The following is a 13,232-nucleotide window of genomic DNA, read 5'->3' on the forward strand; positions in this document are numbered from 1 at the left end:
GGGCAACTCGGGCGTAGCCTGACGCCATGAAAACTGGTGACACCGTGGCGGACTTCGAACTTCCCGATCAGACGGGCACGCCACGCAAGCTCAGCGCGCTGCTCTCCGATGGACCCGTGGTCCTGTTCTTTTACCCGGCGGCGATGACGCCCGGCTGCACCAAGGAGGCGTGTCACTTCCGCGACCTGGCGGCGGAGTTCGCCGCGGTGGGCGCCAACCGCGTCGGCATCAGCGTCGATCCCGTGCAGAAACAGGCCAAGTTCGCCGACTCGCAGAACTTCGACTACCCGCTGCTCTCGGACACCGAGGGCACCGTCGCCAGGCAATTCGGAGTCAAGCGCGGTCTGCTGGGCAAGTTGATCCCGGTCAAGCGAACGACCTTTGTCATCGACACCGATCGCACACTGCTCGACGTGATCTCCAGCGAATTGAGCATGGAAACCCACGCCGACAAGGCGCTGGAGACGTTGCGGGCCCGGTCGTCGGCGTAACTCCGCGAGATTGCCTGCGCCCCTTGGTTTTACGGGATGATCGCTAGAAACAGGTAAGCCGCGAACAGCACCAGATGCACCTCGCCCTGCAACCGAGTAGCTCGCCCGGGCACCACGGTCAGCATGCTGATCACCACGGTCAGTGCGAGCATCACCAGTTGGGTCGGAGCGAGGCCGAGCACCAGCGGTCCTTTCAGCCAGATCGACGCCAGCGCGATCACCGGGATGGTGAGCCCGATGCTGGCCATCGCCGAGCCGTAGGCCAGGTTGAGGCTGGTCTGAATACGGCCCCGCCGCGCCGCACGCACCGCCGCGAGTGTCTCGGGCAACAGCACCAGCAGCGCGATCACCACCCCGACGAACGTCTGGGGGAATCCCGCGGCCGTCACCAGACGCTCAACAGCCGGCGATTCCTGTTCGGCCAGGCCCACCACCGCCACCAGGGCGACGAGCAGCAGCAGGAGGCTGACCAGGGCCGACCGGGCGCTCGGTGGGTCGGCGTGGCTCTCGTCCTCCTCGAACAGCCGCTGCTGGCCCTTCTGCGCGACCGGCAGGAAAAAGTCGCGATGCCGGACGGTCTGGGTGAACACGAACAGCAGGTACACCAGCAGCGAGGCGACCGCGGCGAAGATGAGCTGGCCGGGCGAGAACTCCTTGCCCGGGTGGCTGATGGTGAACGCGGGCATCGCCAGGCTCAGCGTCGCCAGGGTGGTGACCGTGGCCAGCGCGGCTCCGCTGCCCTCGGCGTTGAACAACGTCACGCCGTACCGACGGGATCCCCACAACAACGACAACCCCGCGATGCCGTTGGTGGTGATCATGAACGCGGCGAACGCCGTATCGCGGGCCAGCGTGGCCGCGTCGTTACCGCCCGACGCCATCAGCTCGACGATGAGGGCCACCTCGATGACCGTCACCGCGCCCGCGAGCACCAAGGACCCGAACGGCTCGCCAACCCGAGCGGCGACGACCTCCGCGTGCTGGACCGCGGCCAGCACCGCACCGATCAACAGCACGGCCTGCAGCGCAATCAATATCGGCCCGAGGTGCTCGCCCCACGTTGCCGTCAACACGACGACGGCGACCACGGGCACTACCACCGTCCAGGACACGCGTTTCAACATCGCCCGCCATTGTCATCGAAGTCCGCCGCGGGCGCCCTCCGACACCGCGGGAATGCGACGTCAGGCCTTGGTCGCCGTCACAAAGTAGCCGCGCGGGACGCCGGGCACGTCCAGCGGTACGACGGGGTGCTCCCACCGATGCCACCTGCTACCGGGCTCGGCCACGTCGGTGACGACCGCCGTCCAGCCGCGGTCCTCGACGAGGGCGGCCGGCGTGTCGGTGCCGAATACCCACGGTGCGCCCAGTTGCCGCATGTACTGCAGCGTCGACTCGAGAAACGGCGCCTCCAGTAGCGTCCGGCCGACCACGTCGTACAGCAGCAGCGAAGCCGGGGCCGACAGCGCGTCGATGCGCGCGAACAGGCTGTCGACGGCCGACGCGTCGATGTATTGCAGCAGTCCCTCGACGAGCCAGGCCGTGCGCGCCGACGGGTCGAAGCCTTTCGAGCGCAAGGCTTTTGGCCAGTCGTCGGCTAGATCGACGCCGACGGCAACCCGGTGGCAGCTGGGCGCCTCGCCGGCCAGTCGCTCCTCCTTCGTCGCGATGACGCGCGGCTGGTCCACTTCATAGACGGTGGTGGCCGGGCGCCACGGCAGGCGATATGCGCGGGCGTCCATCCCAGCGGCGAGGATCGCCACCTGCGAGAGCCCATCGCGCTGCGCGGCAGCGAGCGCCTCGTCGAAGAACCGGGTGCGGATGATGATCTCGGCGGAGGCCTGCCCGGTCGCTGCCACGGCGTCGGCGAGCAACTGCCGGCCGTCGTCGCCGGCCAGCCGTTCGGCGAACGGGTCGGTGAAAAGCCGATCGTCGCGTGCGGTTTCCTCGGCGCGCATCGCCGCCGTGAGCAATCCGGTGGCCGCTACCGCGTGTTTGGTGTGGTCCATGCTCCGATCATCGGCGTGCCGGCGCCGGCCGTCTTGGATATTTGTGCCGCTCCGTCGGGACGTGGCTGGGCAACACGATCCGCTGGCTTCTGTATTGCGTCGGCGTCATCGCGGTGAACGACCGGAATTCGCGCACGAAATGGGCCTGGTCGAAGTAGCCGGTGTCGGCCGCGACGCGCGCGCCGCGCTCCGCGCCCGCGTCGAGCCGGCGCAGCGCCGCCTGGAGTCGGCGGACCCGGGCATACGCCTTGGGTGCCAGTCCTACCTCGGCGCGAAACATCCCGATCAGCCGCTTGGTCGAGAGCCCCGCCAGACGCCGGACCTCCGCCATCTGACGGGAGGGATCGGCTTCGATCGCCGCCATCGCGACGGCGACACCCGGGTGGCGGCGCACGGTGAACCGCGCGCGTTGCAGTAGAAAATCCTCGAGAATGCCGAAACCGTCGGCCGGCGACGGGGCCTCGATCAAGCGCTCGTGCAGCTCACGCCCGTCGCGCCCCCAGATTTCATCGAGGCCGACGCGGGCATCTTCCAGGTCACCCTGCGGGACGCCGAGAAACGGAAACGCGCCGCCGGGACGGAAATGGATCGCGATAACCGGTTCGTCGGCCGCGATGTCGGTGATGTACGACGCGCTGTGCGGCCCGATGATGATGGCGGGTGGAACCGCCAGGCGGGTGCCGTCGGCGGCGTAGAAGTCCAGCCGCTGGCGCCGCCCGACGTCGAAGATCATGGTGGCCGCGCCGCGCGGCAGAGCTCGGCTTCGGTAGGTGGATCCGCGGTGTCGCCAGTGCCCGAAGAATTCGATGTACGCGGCCAGGGGCGGTTTCGGTCGATACAGCGCGGGCCGGTCCACCACGGGCAAGTCCTTCCCCGTCGATCATTCGAAACCTCAGTAGCATGCTCACATGCCGCAAAGCGATGGCTTAGCCGAGGGCGAGGTGTTCGCCGGCTACACGATCGTTCGGCGGCTGGGGGCCGGGGGCATGGGCCAGGTGTACCTGGCGCAGCACCCGCGGCTGCCCCGCCGCGACGCGCTGAAGATCCTGCCCCGCGAACTGACCGCGAACGACGAATTCCGCCAACGCTTCAATCGCGAGGCCGACCTGGCCGCGAACCTGTACCACGAGCACATCGTCGGCATCCACGACCGCGGCGAATACCAAGGCCAACTGTGGATCTCGATGGACTACGTGGAGGGGACGGACGCCGCCGAGCTGCTGCGCACCCAGCACCCATCCGGGATGCCGAAAACGCAAGTCCTCGAGATCATTTCGGCCGTCGCCGACGCGCTCGACTACGCCCACTCGCGCGGGTTGCTGCATCGCGACGTCAAGCCCTCCAACATCCTGCTGACCGAGACCGGGCCCCGCCGCCGGATCCTGCTCGCCGATTTCGGCATCGCCCGTGAACTCGGGGAGATCAGCGGCCTGACCGCGACCAACATGCTGGTGGGGACCACCGCCTACTGCGCGCCGGAGCAATTGCAGGGTGCGGATCTGGACGGCCGGGCCGACCAATACGCGCTGGGCTGCACCGCCTTTAACCTGCTGACGGGCTCCGCGCCGTTTCATCATTCCAACCCCGCGGTCGTCATCACCCAGCATTTGTCCACCCCGCCGCCACACGTCAGTGAGCGCCGACCCGAATTGGCCGACCTCGACGGCGCCCTGGCCAAAGCGCTCGCCAAAAAGCCCGGCGACCGTTACGCGACGTGCGCCGATTTCGCGGCGGCGCTCGGCAGTCAGCTGAACACCGGCGCCGAGGCGGCGGGCCGCACGGAAGTCATTGCCGCACCGACGGAAGTGATCGCGGCGCCGCGAACACAAGCGCCGCAAGCGGAGCGGGGTCGGCGGGTGGGCACCTGGGTGGCGGCGCTGGTCGCCGTCGCGGTGGTCGCGATCGCGGTGGTAGTGGGCGTGCAGATGCTGCACGGCAAATCCGGCCAATCGGGCCGCGGTGCCACTTCGCGTTCCGTGGGTCCGCCGCCCGTCAGCACCGCCCCCGCGACCGCGGCCATCAAGCTCACCAGCCAACTCACCGACCAATCGGGCGTGCTCGGCCCGCTCGAGTCGGACGCCGTGCAACGGGCGCTCACCAGGCTCTACGACGGTCGCGGCACCCGGCTGTGGGTGGTCTACGTCAGGAATTTCGGCGGCCTCAAGCCAATGCGGTGGGCCGAGGACACCATGCGCGCCAACGGTTTCACCGACGCCGACGCGATTCTCGCCATCGCCACCGACGAAACCGCCTTCTCGTTCCGGGTGCCCAACGCGGTGCTCACGGGGAAGGCGATCGACGTCGAGGTCATCCGCCGCGACCGGATCTCCCCGGCGGTCTTCCGCCACGAATGGGCCCGCGCGGCGATCGCCGCCGCCAACGGGTTGGACGTTGCACCCAGCTAGCGCCCAGCTAGCCCTCGGGTGCCAGCAGCACGTCGGCGTCGAAGCAGCTGTGATCGCCGGTGTGGCAGGCCCCGCCAACCTGGTCGACGGTCAGCAGCACGGCGTCGCCGTCGCAGTCCAGTCGCACCGAGTGAACGTGCTGGGTGTGGCCGGAGGTCGCGCCCTTGATCCACTGTTCGCCGCGCGATCGCGAAAAATACGTGGCCTCACGGGTTTCCAGGGTGCGGGCCAGCGCCTCGTCGTCCATCCAGGCGACCATCAGCACGTCGCCGCTGCCGCGCTCCTGCACGACGGCGGTGAACAATCCCTCGGCGTTGCGCTTCAGCCGCGCCGCGATGGTCGGGTCGAGCGTCATCGCACGGTGATCCCCTCTGCGACCATGGCGGCCTTCACCTGTCCGATGGTCAGCTCGCGGAAGTGAAACACGCTGGCCGCCAACACCGCATCGGCGCCTGCGGCAACCGCGGGCGCGAAGTGTTCGATGGCGCCGGCGCCGCCGCTGGCGATCACCGGCACCGTGACGGCCGCGCGCACGGCGCGCAGCATGGGCAGGTCGAATCCGGCTTTGGTGCCATCGGCGTCCATCGAGTTCAGCAGGATCTCCCCCACGCCGAGTTCGGCGCCGCGGGCCGCCCATTCGACGGCGTCGATCCCGGTGCCGCGGCGACCGCCATGGGTCGTGACCTCCCAGCCCGACGGTGTCGGCGCCGCCCCCGCAGGCACGGTGCGGGCGTCGACCGACAACACGATGCACTGGGACCCGAACTGGCGCGCCATCTCCGCCAGCAGGTCCGGGCGGGCGATGGCGGCGGTGTTGACCGAGACCTTGTCGGCCCCGGCGCGCAGCAACATGTCGACATCGGCCACGGTGCGCACCCCGCCGCCGACCGTCAGCGGGATGAACACCTGCTCGGCGGTGCGGCGTACCACCTCCAACATCGTCGCCCGTCCCGACGACGACGCGGTCACGTCCAGGAAGGTCAGCTCGTCGGCGCCTTCGGCGTCGTAGGCCGCCGCGAGCTCCACCGGATCACCCGCGTCGCGGAGGTTGGCGAAATTGACGCCCTTGACCACCCGCCCGTCATCGACGTCCAGACACGGGATCACGCGCACGGCCAGCCCGGTATCCGCGTACATGTCAATAGTCCTCCGGTTCGCCTATGCTGCGCAGGATCTCGAGAATCTCCGCATGCGCGCCGGGCGCCGCGGCCAGCACCGACCGCGCCGCCGGGGTCCACGGTTCGCCGGCCAGGTTGGTGACGATGCCGCCCGCGGCCCGCACCTGCGCCACCCCCGCGGCATGATCCCAGACGTGACCGCCGAAAGTTATTGCGCCGCCGAGTATTCCGTCGGCAACGTAGACGAGGTCGATGCCGGTCGACCCGTGCATGCGTAAGCGCGACGACACCCGGCTGAGCGTCTCCAGCACCGCCAGCCGATAGCGTCCCGGGAACCGGCCGCGCGAGTCGACGCTGAAGGTGCCGACAGCGACGAGCGCGTCACCCAGGTCGGTGTGAGTCAGCGGCGCCTGCGGGACACCGTTTTTCACCAGCGGACCACCCGCTATCGCGGTGTATCGGTCGTTCGTGAACGGCACCCAGGTCAGGCCCGCGACCGGTTCGCCGTCGTGCAGCAGGCCCAACAGGATCGCGGCCATCGGCGATCCGGCGGCGTAATTGAACGTGCCGTCGACCGGATCCAACACCCACACCCACGGCGAGTCGACGGCAGTGCCGCCGAATTCCTCGCCGTGCACTCCGATCCCGGTGGCATCCTCCAGGGCGGCGACGACCTGGCGTTCGATGGCGAGGTCGACTTCGGTGGCGAAGTCGTTGCCCTTCTTGGCAACCGCGGAATCGGCGCGGTGACCCTCCAAGAACGGCGGAACCGCCGCGTCCAGGATCGCCGATGCCTTTTCGACGAGCGCGTCCAAATCCAAGGCGCTACTCCCGCACCGCGGCCAGCGCCTGCGGCAGCGTGAACCGCCCGGCGTAGAGGGCCTTTCCGACGATGGCGCCCTCGACCCCGCGGCCGGTGAGGGTGGCTAGGTTGTTCAGGGCGCGCAGGTCGTCGAGGCTGGACACGCCGCCCGAGGCGATCACCGGCGTGTCGGTGCGATCGGTGACGGCGGCCAACAGGTCGATATTGGGGCCACCCAGCGTTCCGTCCTTGGTGACGTCTGTGACGACGAACCGCGAACATCCTTCGCCGTCAAGGCGTTCCAGCACTTCCCACAGGTCGCCGCCGTCGGTTTCCCAGCCGCGCCCGCGCAACCGGTGCTCGCCGTCGGTGATCTCCACGTCGAGCCCGACGGCGACTTTGTCGCCGTGCTCGGCGATCGCCCGCGCGCACCACTGCGGGTTCTCCAGCGCCGCGGTTCCGAGGTTGACCCGGGCGCAGCCGGTGGCCAGCGCCGCGGCCAGCGAATCGTCGTCGCGGATACCGCCGGACAACTCCACCTGGACATCGAGCTTGCCCACCACCTCGGCCAGGAGTTCGCGATTGGAGCCGCGGCCGAATGCCGCGTCCAGGTCCACCAGATGGATCCAGTCGGCACCGTCACGCTGCCAGCCCAGCGCGGCGTCCAGCGCGGAGCCGTACTCGGTTTCGCTGCCGGCCTTGCCCTGAACCAGGCGCACGGCGCGACCCTCGACCACGTCGACGGCGGGTAACAAAATCAGCGGCATCTTTACAATCCCTCGACCCAGTTGCTCAGCACGGCCGCACCGGCATCCCCGCTCTTCTCCGGGTGGAATTGGGTGGCGGCCAACGGCCCTTCCTCGACGGCGGCCAAAAACGGCACCTGATGGGTGGCCCACGTCAGCACCGCATCCGGTGAGCCCTCCCAGGACTGCGCCGCGTAGGAGTGCACGAAGTAGAACCGCGCGCCCGCGTCCAAACCGTCGAACAGCACGCTGCCCGGCCCGGGCTTCACCACGTTCCAGCCCATGTGCGGGATCACCGGAGCGTCCAGCCGGGTGACGGCGCCGGGCCACTGCCCGCAGCCTGTGGTCTCCACGCCGAATTCGACGCCGCGGGCGAACAGAATCTGCATGCCGACGCAGACTCCCAGCACTGGGCGTCCGGCGGCGACCCGTTCGGCGATGATCCGCTCGCCCGCGATCTTGCGCAGTCCGGTCATGCAGGCTTCGAACGCTCCGACCCCGGGCACCACCAGTCCGTCGGCGGCCGCCGCGGCGCGCGCGTCGGCGGTCACCTCGACCGAGGCGCCGACCCGCTGCAGCGCGCGTTGGGCCGACCGCAGATTACCCGAGCCGTAGTCCAGTACCACGACCGATCGTGTTGTCACAGAACACCTTTGGTGGAGGGCACCCCCGACACGCGGGGGTCGGGCTCGACCGCCTCACGCAACGCGCGGGCCACTGCCTTGTACTGCGCCTCGGTGATGTGGTGCGGGTCGCGCCCGTAGAGGACGCGCACGTGCAGGGCGATACGGGCGTTGGAGGCAAGCGTCTCGAACACGTGCCGGTTGACGACGGTGTGGTAGGGCACCGCGCTGCCGGTAATCGTGGTGTGCTGCAGGTGATCCGGCTCGCCGGTGTGCACGCAGTACGGCCGCCCGGACACGTCGACGGCGGCATGGGCCAGCGTCTCGTCCATCGGGATGAAGGCGTCGCCGAACCGCCGGATGCCCTTCTTCTCGCCGAGGGCCTGCCCGAGCGCCTGACCCAGCGCGATGGCGGTGTCCTCGATCGTGTGGTGCGCCTCGATCTCGACGTCGCCCGTGGTGCGAATGGTCAGGTCGAAGCTGGCATGCGTGCCCAGTGACGTGAGCATGTGGTCGTAGAACGGCACACCGGTATCGACGTGGACCTGCCCGGTGCCATCGAGGTCGAGTTCGACGACGATGTCGGTTTCCTTGGTGCGACGTTCGATACGCGCACGACGGGTCCCTGTGGTTGTCGGCGAGGTTGTCACGGTGCTCCTACTGGGCTGGGGGTGGCTGGAGCCAGTTCGGTGGTCGCGAGCTGGGCGCTGACTCGCAGGAACGCATCGTTCTCGTCGGCCAGTCCCGTGGTGGCGCGCAGGTACCCGGGAATCCCGACATCGCGGATCAGTATGCCCGCGTCCAGGTAGCGCTGCCAGGTGGCCGGCGCGTCGGCGAACCGCCCGAACAGCACGAAGTTCGCGTCGCTGGGGATCACCCGAAAGCCCATGGCGGTCAAGGCCGTTGCGACGCGGTCGCGTTCGGCGGCGAGGGTGGCCACACTGCCCAGCGTGTCGTCGGCGTGACGCAGCGCGGCCCGGGCCGCGGCCTGCGTGAGCGACGACAGGTGATAGGGCAGCCGCACCAGCAGCATCGCATCGATCAGCGCCGGCGTGGCGATCAAATAACCGAGCCTGCCGCCGGCGAACGCGAACGCCTTGCTCATCGTGCGGGTGACGACCAGCCGGGTCGGGTATTCCTCGACCAGCGACACCGCGCTGGGCTGTGACGAGAACTCCCCATACGCCTCGTCGACGATCAGGATTCCCGGTACCACGTCGAGCAGCCGTCGCAGATCCGCCAGCGAAACGCTCTGTCCGGACGGGTTATTGGGGCTGGCGATGAACACCACGTCGGGCCGGCGTTCGATGATGGCGGCGACGGCGGCATCGACGTCGAGGCTGAAGTCGTCGGCGCGGACCGCTTCCAGCCATTCGGTGTGCGTGCCGTCGGAGATGATCGGGTGCATCGAATACGACGGCACGAATCCGATGGCGCTGCGCCCCGGCCCGCCGAACGCCTGCAGCAGCTGCTGCAGGATCTCGTTGGAACCATTGGCGGCCCAGAGGTTTTCCACACCGAGCCCGGTGCCGGTCTGCGCACTGAGGTAGCCGGCCAGATCCTGCCGCAGGGCCACCGCGTCGCGGTCGGGGTAGCGGTGCAGCCCGGCGGCCGCCTCGGCCACCGAGCGCACCACGTCGTCGACGAGCGCTTGCGTGGGCGGGTGCGGGTTCTCGTTGGTGTTCAGCCGCACGGGAACCACCAATTGCGGTGCGCCATAGGGTGATTTGCCGCGCAGGTCGTCGCGCAGCGGCAGGTCGTCCAGCGTGGGCTCGTGCGCCGTCATCGCTCGAACCTCCGCCGTACCGCCTCGCCGTGCGCGGGCAGGTCCTCGGCCTTCGCCAGCGTCACCACGTGCCCCGAGACGTCCTTGAGGGCCGCTTCGGTGTAGTCGACGACGTGGATGCCGCGCAGGAACGTCTGCACCGACAGACCGCTGGAATGCCGCGCGCTACCGCCCGTTGGCAGCACGTGATTCGATCCCGCGCAGTAGTCGCCGAGGCTCACCGGCGAGTACGGGCCGACGAAAATTGCTCCGGCCGAACGTATTTGGCCGGCAACCCGCGGCGCGTCGGCGGTCTGGATCTCCAGGTGCTCGGCGGCGTAGGCGTTCACCACCTTGACCCCGGCGTCCAGGTCGTCGACCAAGATGATTCCGGACTGGCGCCCGCTCAGCGCGGCCGTCACCCGCTCGCGGTGCACCGTGGTCTGCAACTGGGCCGCCACCTCGGTGTCGGTGGCCTCGGCCAGGTCCTCACTCGGGGTGACCAGCACACTGCCGGCCATCTCGTCGTGTTCGGCCTGGCTGATCAGGTCTGCGGCCAGATGCGCCGGGTCGGCGGTGTTGTCGGCGAGGATGGCGATCTCGGTTGGGCCGGCTTCGGCGTCGATGCCCACGTGTGAGCGGCACAGCCGCTTGGCGGCGGTGACGTAGATGTTGCCCGGCCCGGTGATCATGTCGACCGGCGCCAGCTCGGCGCCGTCGGTGTCGGTGCCGCCGTAGGCCAGCAGGGCCACCGCCTGCGCGCCACCCACTGCCCAGACCTCGTCGACCCCCAGCAGGCGGGCCGCGGCCAGGATCGTCGGGTGCGGCAGGCCCTCGAAGCGGGCCTGCGGCGGGCTGACCACCACCAGCGAGTCGACACCGGCGGCCTGGGCGGGCACCACGTTCATCACCACGCTGGACGGGTAGACCGCGTTGCCGCCGGGCACATAGAGGCCCACCCGCTCGACGGGGACCCACCGCTCGGTGACCGTGGCGCCCGGGCCGAGCGTGGTGGTGACGTCGGTGCGGCGCTGATCGGCGTGCACGGCGCGGGTCCGCTCGATCATCACCCGCAGCGCATCCCGGACGCCGGCGTCGAGTCCGTCCTCCGCGGCCCGCAGCGCCGCGTCGGGCACCCGCACGGCCGCGGGCCGGACGCCGTCGAACTTCGCCCCGAATTCCAGGGCCGCCTCCGCCCCGCCCTCTGCGACGGCCTGCACGATCGGGCGCACCTGGGCCAGCACCGTGTCCACGTCGGCGCCGCCGCGCGGCAGCGCGGCCCGCAAGCGGGCGGCCGTCAACTCCGCGCCCCGCAGGTCAATGCGGGCCAGCACGGGTTGGGGCGTGGCAGTCACAGGGTCCATTCTCCCAGAGCAGCTCAAGTGGATATCCGACCGGTAGTGTGGCCGTCATGTCCGCCAAGGATCACCCCAACAATGCCCCCGGCGTGCCGATGGTGTTCCCGCCCTGGTTTGAGCGCTTCCAGATCAAGTACTTCAACCCGGCGGTCAAGCCGATCGCGCGCTTTCTGCCCGGGACCGCGACCATCAAGCACCGCGGCCGCACGTCCGGCAAGCAGTACGACACCGTGATCACGCCCTACCGCAAGGGAAACGTTCTGGCGATCGCGCTGGCGCACGGCAAGACGAACTGGGTCAAGAACGTGCTCGCCGCCGGGGAGGCGGATGTCCAGTTCAGCCGCAACCGCGTGGTGCACCTCACCAATACGCGGATCCTTCCGGCCGGCTCGGAGGGCCCGGAGGTCGAGGGCCTGCCCCGGATGGCGCGCATGCAGCTGCGCCGGGTCGGGGTTTTCGTCGGCGACATCGCCTGAGCGCCGCCGCCTGATGCGTTGAGTCTGCGCTGACGGCGGTCACTGTGCGGGCAGGGCGCCCAGGATGCACACGCAACGCCCTGTTGCGCTGCCCTATTGCGCTGCTAGATCCCGTTCGAGAGTGCGTTTGATGGCCCGCGCAGCGTCCTCCATCGCGGCAAGCAGCCGCCCGGCCAGCTCATCGGGCAGCACGTCGCGCGACCACACGAACCGGCAGCGACCCGGACCGATGGCCACGATTTGCATCGCCGTGTTGTCATGTTCGGGGCACACTGTGTCCCCGATCAGCGAGTAGACGATCCGGCGCTCACCCTCGTCGCGGGCGATCAGCCGCTCCCGCGCGACGTTCCCCTTGGCGAACGTCACCACCCGGACGTCGCCATCGGTCTGCGACGACGCGACATAACCGTTGGCCATGCCGACCGGGCCGTCCGCCCAGTCGCCGATCACTCGCCACGCTCGGTCGGCGTCGACGTCGATTTCGAACTCGGTGCGTATTGATGCCATGGATCCAGCTTGGCGACCGGCCGCTGCGGGGTCTTGAAGATTCTTGCGGGCGCTGTCATACCGGGGCGCTAGCCTGGCGCCGTGCTGTCAATGGCGACTCTGGCAGACCGGCCGCAGTTCGGCTTGCAGGCTTGGACATGCCGTCCCGACTGTTCGGGCTGGTCGGCGGTCGAGCGCCCGGTGGACGGGCGGCTGGTGTTGGTCAGGTCCGGCCGGTTTCAACGGCGGGCGGCGGACGGTCCGGTCGACCTCGACCCGACGGTGGGATACCTTGGCGCGCCCGGAGACGAAGACCAGTTCGCGCATCCGCACGGCGGCGACATGTGTACCTCGGTGCGCTTGAGCCCCGCGTCGTGGCGGCAGCTGGTCGGCGATCCCGGTCGCAGGCATCACTCAACCTTTTACGTCGACGCTCGGTTGGAGCTCGCACACCGACGGCTCCTGGCCGCCACCGATATCGACTACCAGCTTGCCGAGAATCTCCTGACGCTCACCGTCGCGGCGCTGCGCAGGGTAACCGACCGACGCACGCCACTAACCGATCGACCGGTTCCTGCGGACGCGCGATTGGTGCGGCGGGCGCGCGCGGCCATCCACGACGATCATCCGGCGGCACGCGGATTGTTCCCGCTTGCCGAGCTTCTGGGTGCGTCACCGTACCGGTTGAGCCGGGCGTTTCCCCGGGAGCTGGGCGTGACACTGACCGGCTATCGCAACAGGGTCAGGGTCGGCCGGGCGCTCGAGCGGCTGCAGGCCGACACATCGACGTTGGCCGACATCGCGGCCTCGCTCGGCTTCGCCGACCAGGCGCACTTGACTCGCGTGGTGCGTGCACATGTCGGCCATACTCCGCGGGCGCTGCGCCGCGCGCTACGGCGGGTGACGAATGCAGAGTCCACGTCCACGGCCGCGTCGAGTGTGCGCTGACGGCT

16 protein-coding genes are annotated in these 13,232 nt (G+C 69.3%); 4 read left to right on the plus strand and 12 right to left on the minus strand.

Annotated elements, in window-relative coordinates; genetic code table 11:
* Positions 1-26 precede the first annotated feature (26 nt).
* Complete coding sequence (locus A5747_RS06905) at positions 27-491, plus strand: peroxiredoxin (RefSeq protein WP_076122914.1); 465 nt, start codon at positions 27-29, stop codon at positions 489-491.
* 29 nt (positions 492-520) lie between these two features.
* On the opposite strand, the gene A5747_RS06910 is transcribed toward A5747_RS06905, so the two are convergent.
* Genes A5747_RS06910 through A5747_RS06920 form a run of 3 tightly spaced genes read right to left on the minus strand, consistent with a single transcriptional unit; the run spans position 521 to position 3,356 of the window.
* Entirely contained in the window at positions 521-1,615 is a 1,095-nt protein-coding gene (locus A5747_RS06910; RefSeq protein WP_076122915.1) for a calcium:proton antiporter, read from the minus strand.
* 60 nt (positions 1,616-1,675) lie between these two features.
* On the minus strand, positions 1,676-2,500 hold the full coding sequence (locus tag A5747_RS06915) for an SAM-dependent methyltransferase (protein WP_076122916.1): 825 nt from the start codon (positions 2,498-2,500) through the stop codon (positions 1,676-1,678).
* Positions 2,501-2,507: 7 nt separating this feature from the next.
* Positions 2,508-3,356: an AraC family transcriptional regulator gene (locus A5747_RS06920; RefSeq protein WP_076122977.1), complete on the minus strand. Its 849-nt coding sequence runs from the start codon at positions 3,354-3,356 to the stop codon at positions 2,508-2,510.
* Between the two features lie 52 nt (positions 3,357-3,408).
* Here A5747_RS06920 and A5747_RS06925 point away from each other — a divergent pair, with 52 nt between their 5' ends.
* Positions 3,409-4,905, plus strand: a complete 1,497-nt coding sequence (locus A5747_RS06925; protein WP_076122917.1) for a serine/threonine-protein kinase — start codon at positions 3,409-3,411, stop codon at positions 4,903-4,905.
* 7 nt (positions 4,906-4,912) lie between these two features.
* On the opposite strand, the gene hisI is transcribed toward A5747_RS06925, so the two are convergent.
* Genes hisI through hisD form a run of 8 tightly spaced genes read right to left on the minus strand, consistent with a single transcriptional unit; the run spans position 4,913 to position 11,293 of the window.
* Positions 4,913-5,260 carry a phosphoribosyl-AMP cyclohydrolase gene (gene hisI, locus A5747_RS06930; protein WP_076122918.1) on the minus strand — a complete coding sequence of 116 codons (348 nt, stop codon included), beginning with the start codon at positions 5,258-5,260 and terminating at the stop codon, positions 4,913-4,915.
* Positions 5,257-6,042, minus strand: a complete 786-nt coding sequence (gene hisF / locus A5747_RS06935; RefSeq protein ID WP_076122919.1) for an imidazole glycerol phosphate synthase subunit HisF — start codon at positions 6,040-6,042, stop codon at positions 5,257-5,259. Before hisF ends, hisI begins: the two co-directional genes overlap by 4 nt.
* Position 6,043: 1 nt before the next feature.
* Positions 6,044-6,844 carry an inositol monophosphatase gene (locus A5747_RS06940; RefSeq protein WP_076122920.1) on the minus strand — a complete coding sequence of 267 codons (801 nt, stop codon included), beginning with the start codon at positions 6,842-6,844 and terminating at the stop codon, positions 6,044-6,046.
* Positions 6,845-6,848: 4 nt separating this feature from the next.
* Positions 6,849-7,592 carry a bifunctional 1-(5-phosphoribosyl)-5-((5-phosphoribosylamino)methylideneamino)imidazole-4-carboxamide isomerase/phosphoribosylanthranilate isomerase PriA gene (gene priA / locus A5747_RS06945; protein WP_076122921.1) on the minus strand — a complete coding sequence of 248 codons (744 nt, stop codon included), beginning with the start codon at positions 7,590-7,592 and terminating at the stop codon, positions 6,849-6,851.
* Positions 7,593-7,594: 2 nt separating this feature from the next.
* A complete protein-coding gene (hisH, locus tag A5747_RS06950) occupies positions 7,595-8,215 on the minus strand; it encodes an imidazole glycerol phosphate synthase subunit HisH (protein ID WP_076122922.1) in 621 nt (206 codons plus the stop codon).
* Positions 8,212-8,844, minus strand: a complete 633-nt coding sequence (gene hisB, locus A5747_RS06955) for an imidazoleglycerol-phosphate dehydratase HisB (protein WP_076122923.1) — start codon at positions 8,842-8,844, stop codon at positions 8,212-8,214. The genes hisH and hisB overlap by 4 nt, the downstream gene beginning before the upstream one ends.
* The gene (locus A5747_RS06960; protein ID WP_076122924.1) at positions 8,841-9,980 is read right to left on the minus strand and encodes a histidinol-phosphate transaminase; all 1,140 of its coding nucleotides are present in this window, start codon (positions 9,978-9,980) and stop codon (positions 8,841-8,843) included. Before A5747_RS06960 ends, hisB begins: the two co-directional genes overlap by 4 nt.
* Complete coding sequence (hisD, locus tag A5747_RS06965; protein ID WP_198938143.1) at positions 9,977-11,293, minus strand: histidinol dehydrogenase; 1,317 nt, start codon at positions 11,291-11,293, stop codon at positions 9,977-9,979. The genes A5747_RS06960 and hisD overlap by 4 nt, the downstream gene beginning before the upstream one ends.
* A gap of 77 nt (positions 11,294-11,370) precedes the next feature.
* Here hisD and A5747_RS06970 point away from each other — a divergent pair, with 77 nt between their 5' ends.
* Complete coding sequence (locus A5747_RS06970; protein WP_076122926.1) at positions 11,371-11,793, plus strand: nitroreductase family deazaflavin-dependent oxidoreductase; 423 nt, start codon at positions 11,371-11,373, stop codon at positions 11,791-11,793.
* A 93-nt stretch (positions 11,794-11,886) separates the two neighbouring features.
* Here the strand turns inward: A5747_RS06970 and A5747_RS06975 are convergent, their stop codons facing one another.
* Complete coding sequence (locus tag A5747_RS06975; protein ID WP_076122927.1) at positions 11,887-12,300, minus strand: SRPBCC family protein; 414 nt, start codon at positions 12,298-12,300, stop codon at positions 11,887-11,889.
* A gap of 90 nt (positions 12,301-12,390) precedes the next feature.
* On the opposite strand from A5747_RS06975, the gene A5747_RS06980 reads away from it, so the two are divergent.
* Positions 12,391-13,227 (plus strand): helix-turn-helix domain-containing protein, encoded by an 837-nt coding sequence (locus tag A5747_RS06980; RefSeq protein WP_083700200.1) that lies wholly within the window; start codon positions 12,391-12,393, stop codon positions 13,225-13,227.
* Positions 13,228-13,232 lie beyond the last annotated feature (5 nt).

This window comes from Mycobacterium sp. IS-836, from assembly GCF_001954275.1.
Taxonomy (GTDB): domain Bacteria; phylum Actinomycetota; class Actinomycetes; order Mycobacteriales; family Mycobacteriaceae; genus Mycobacterium.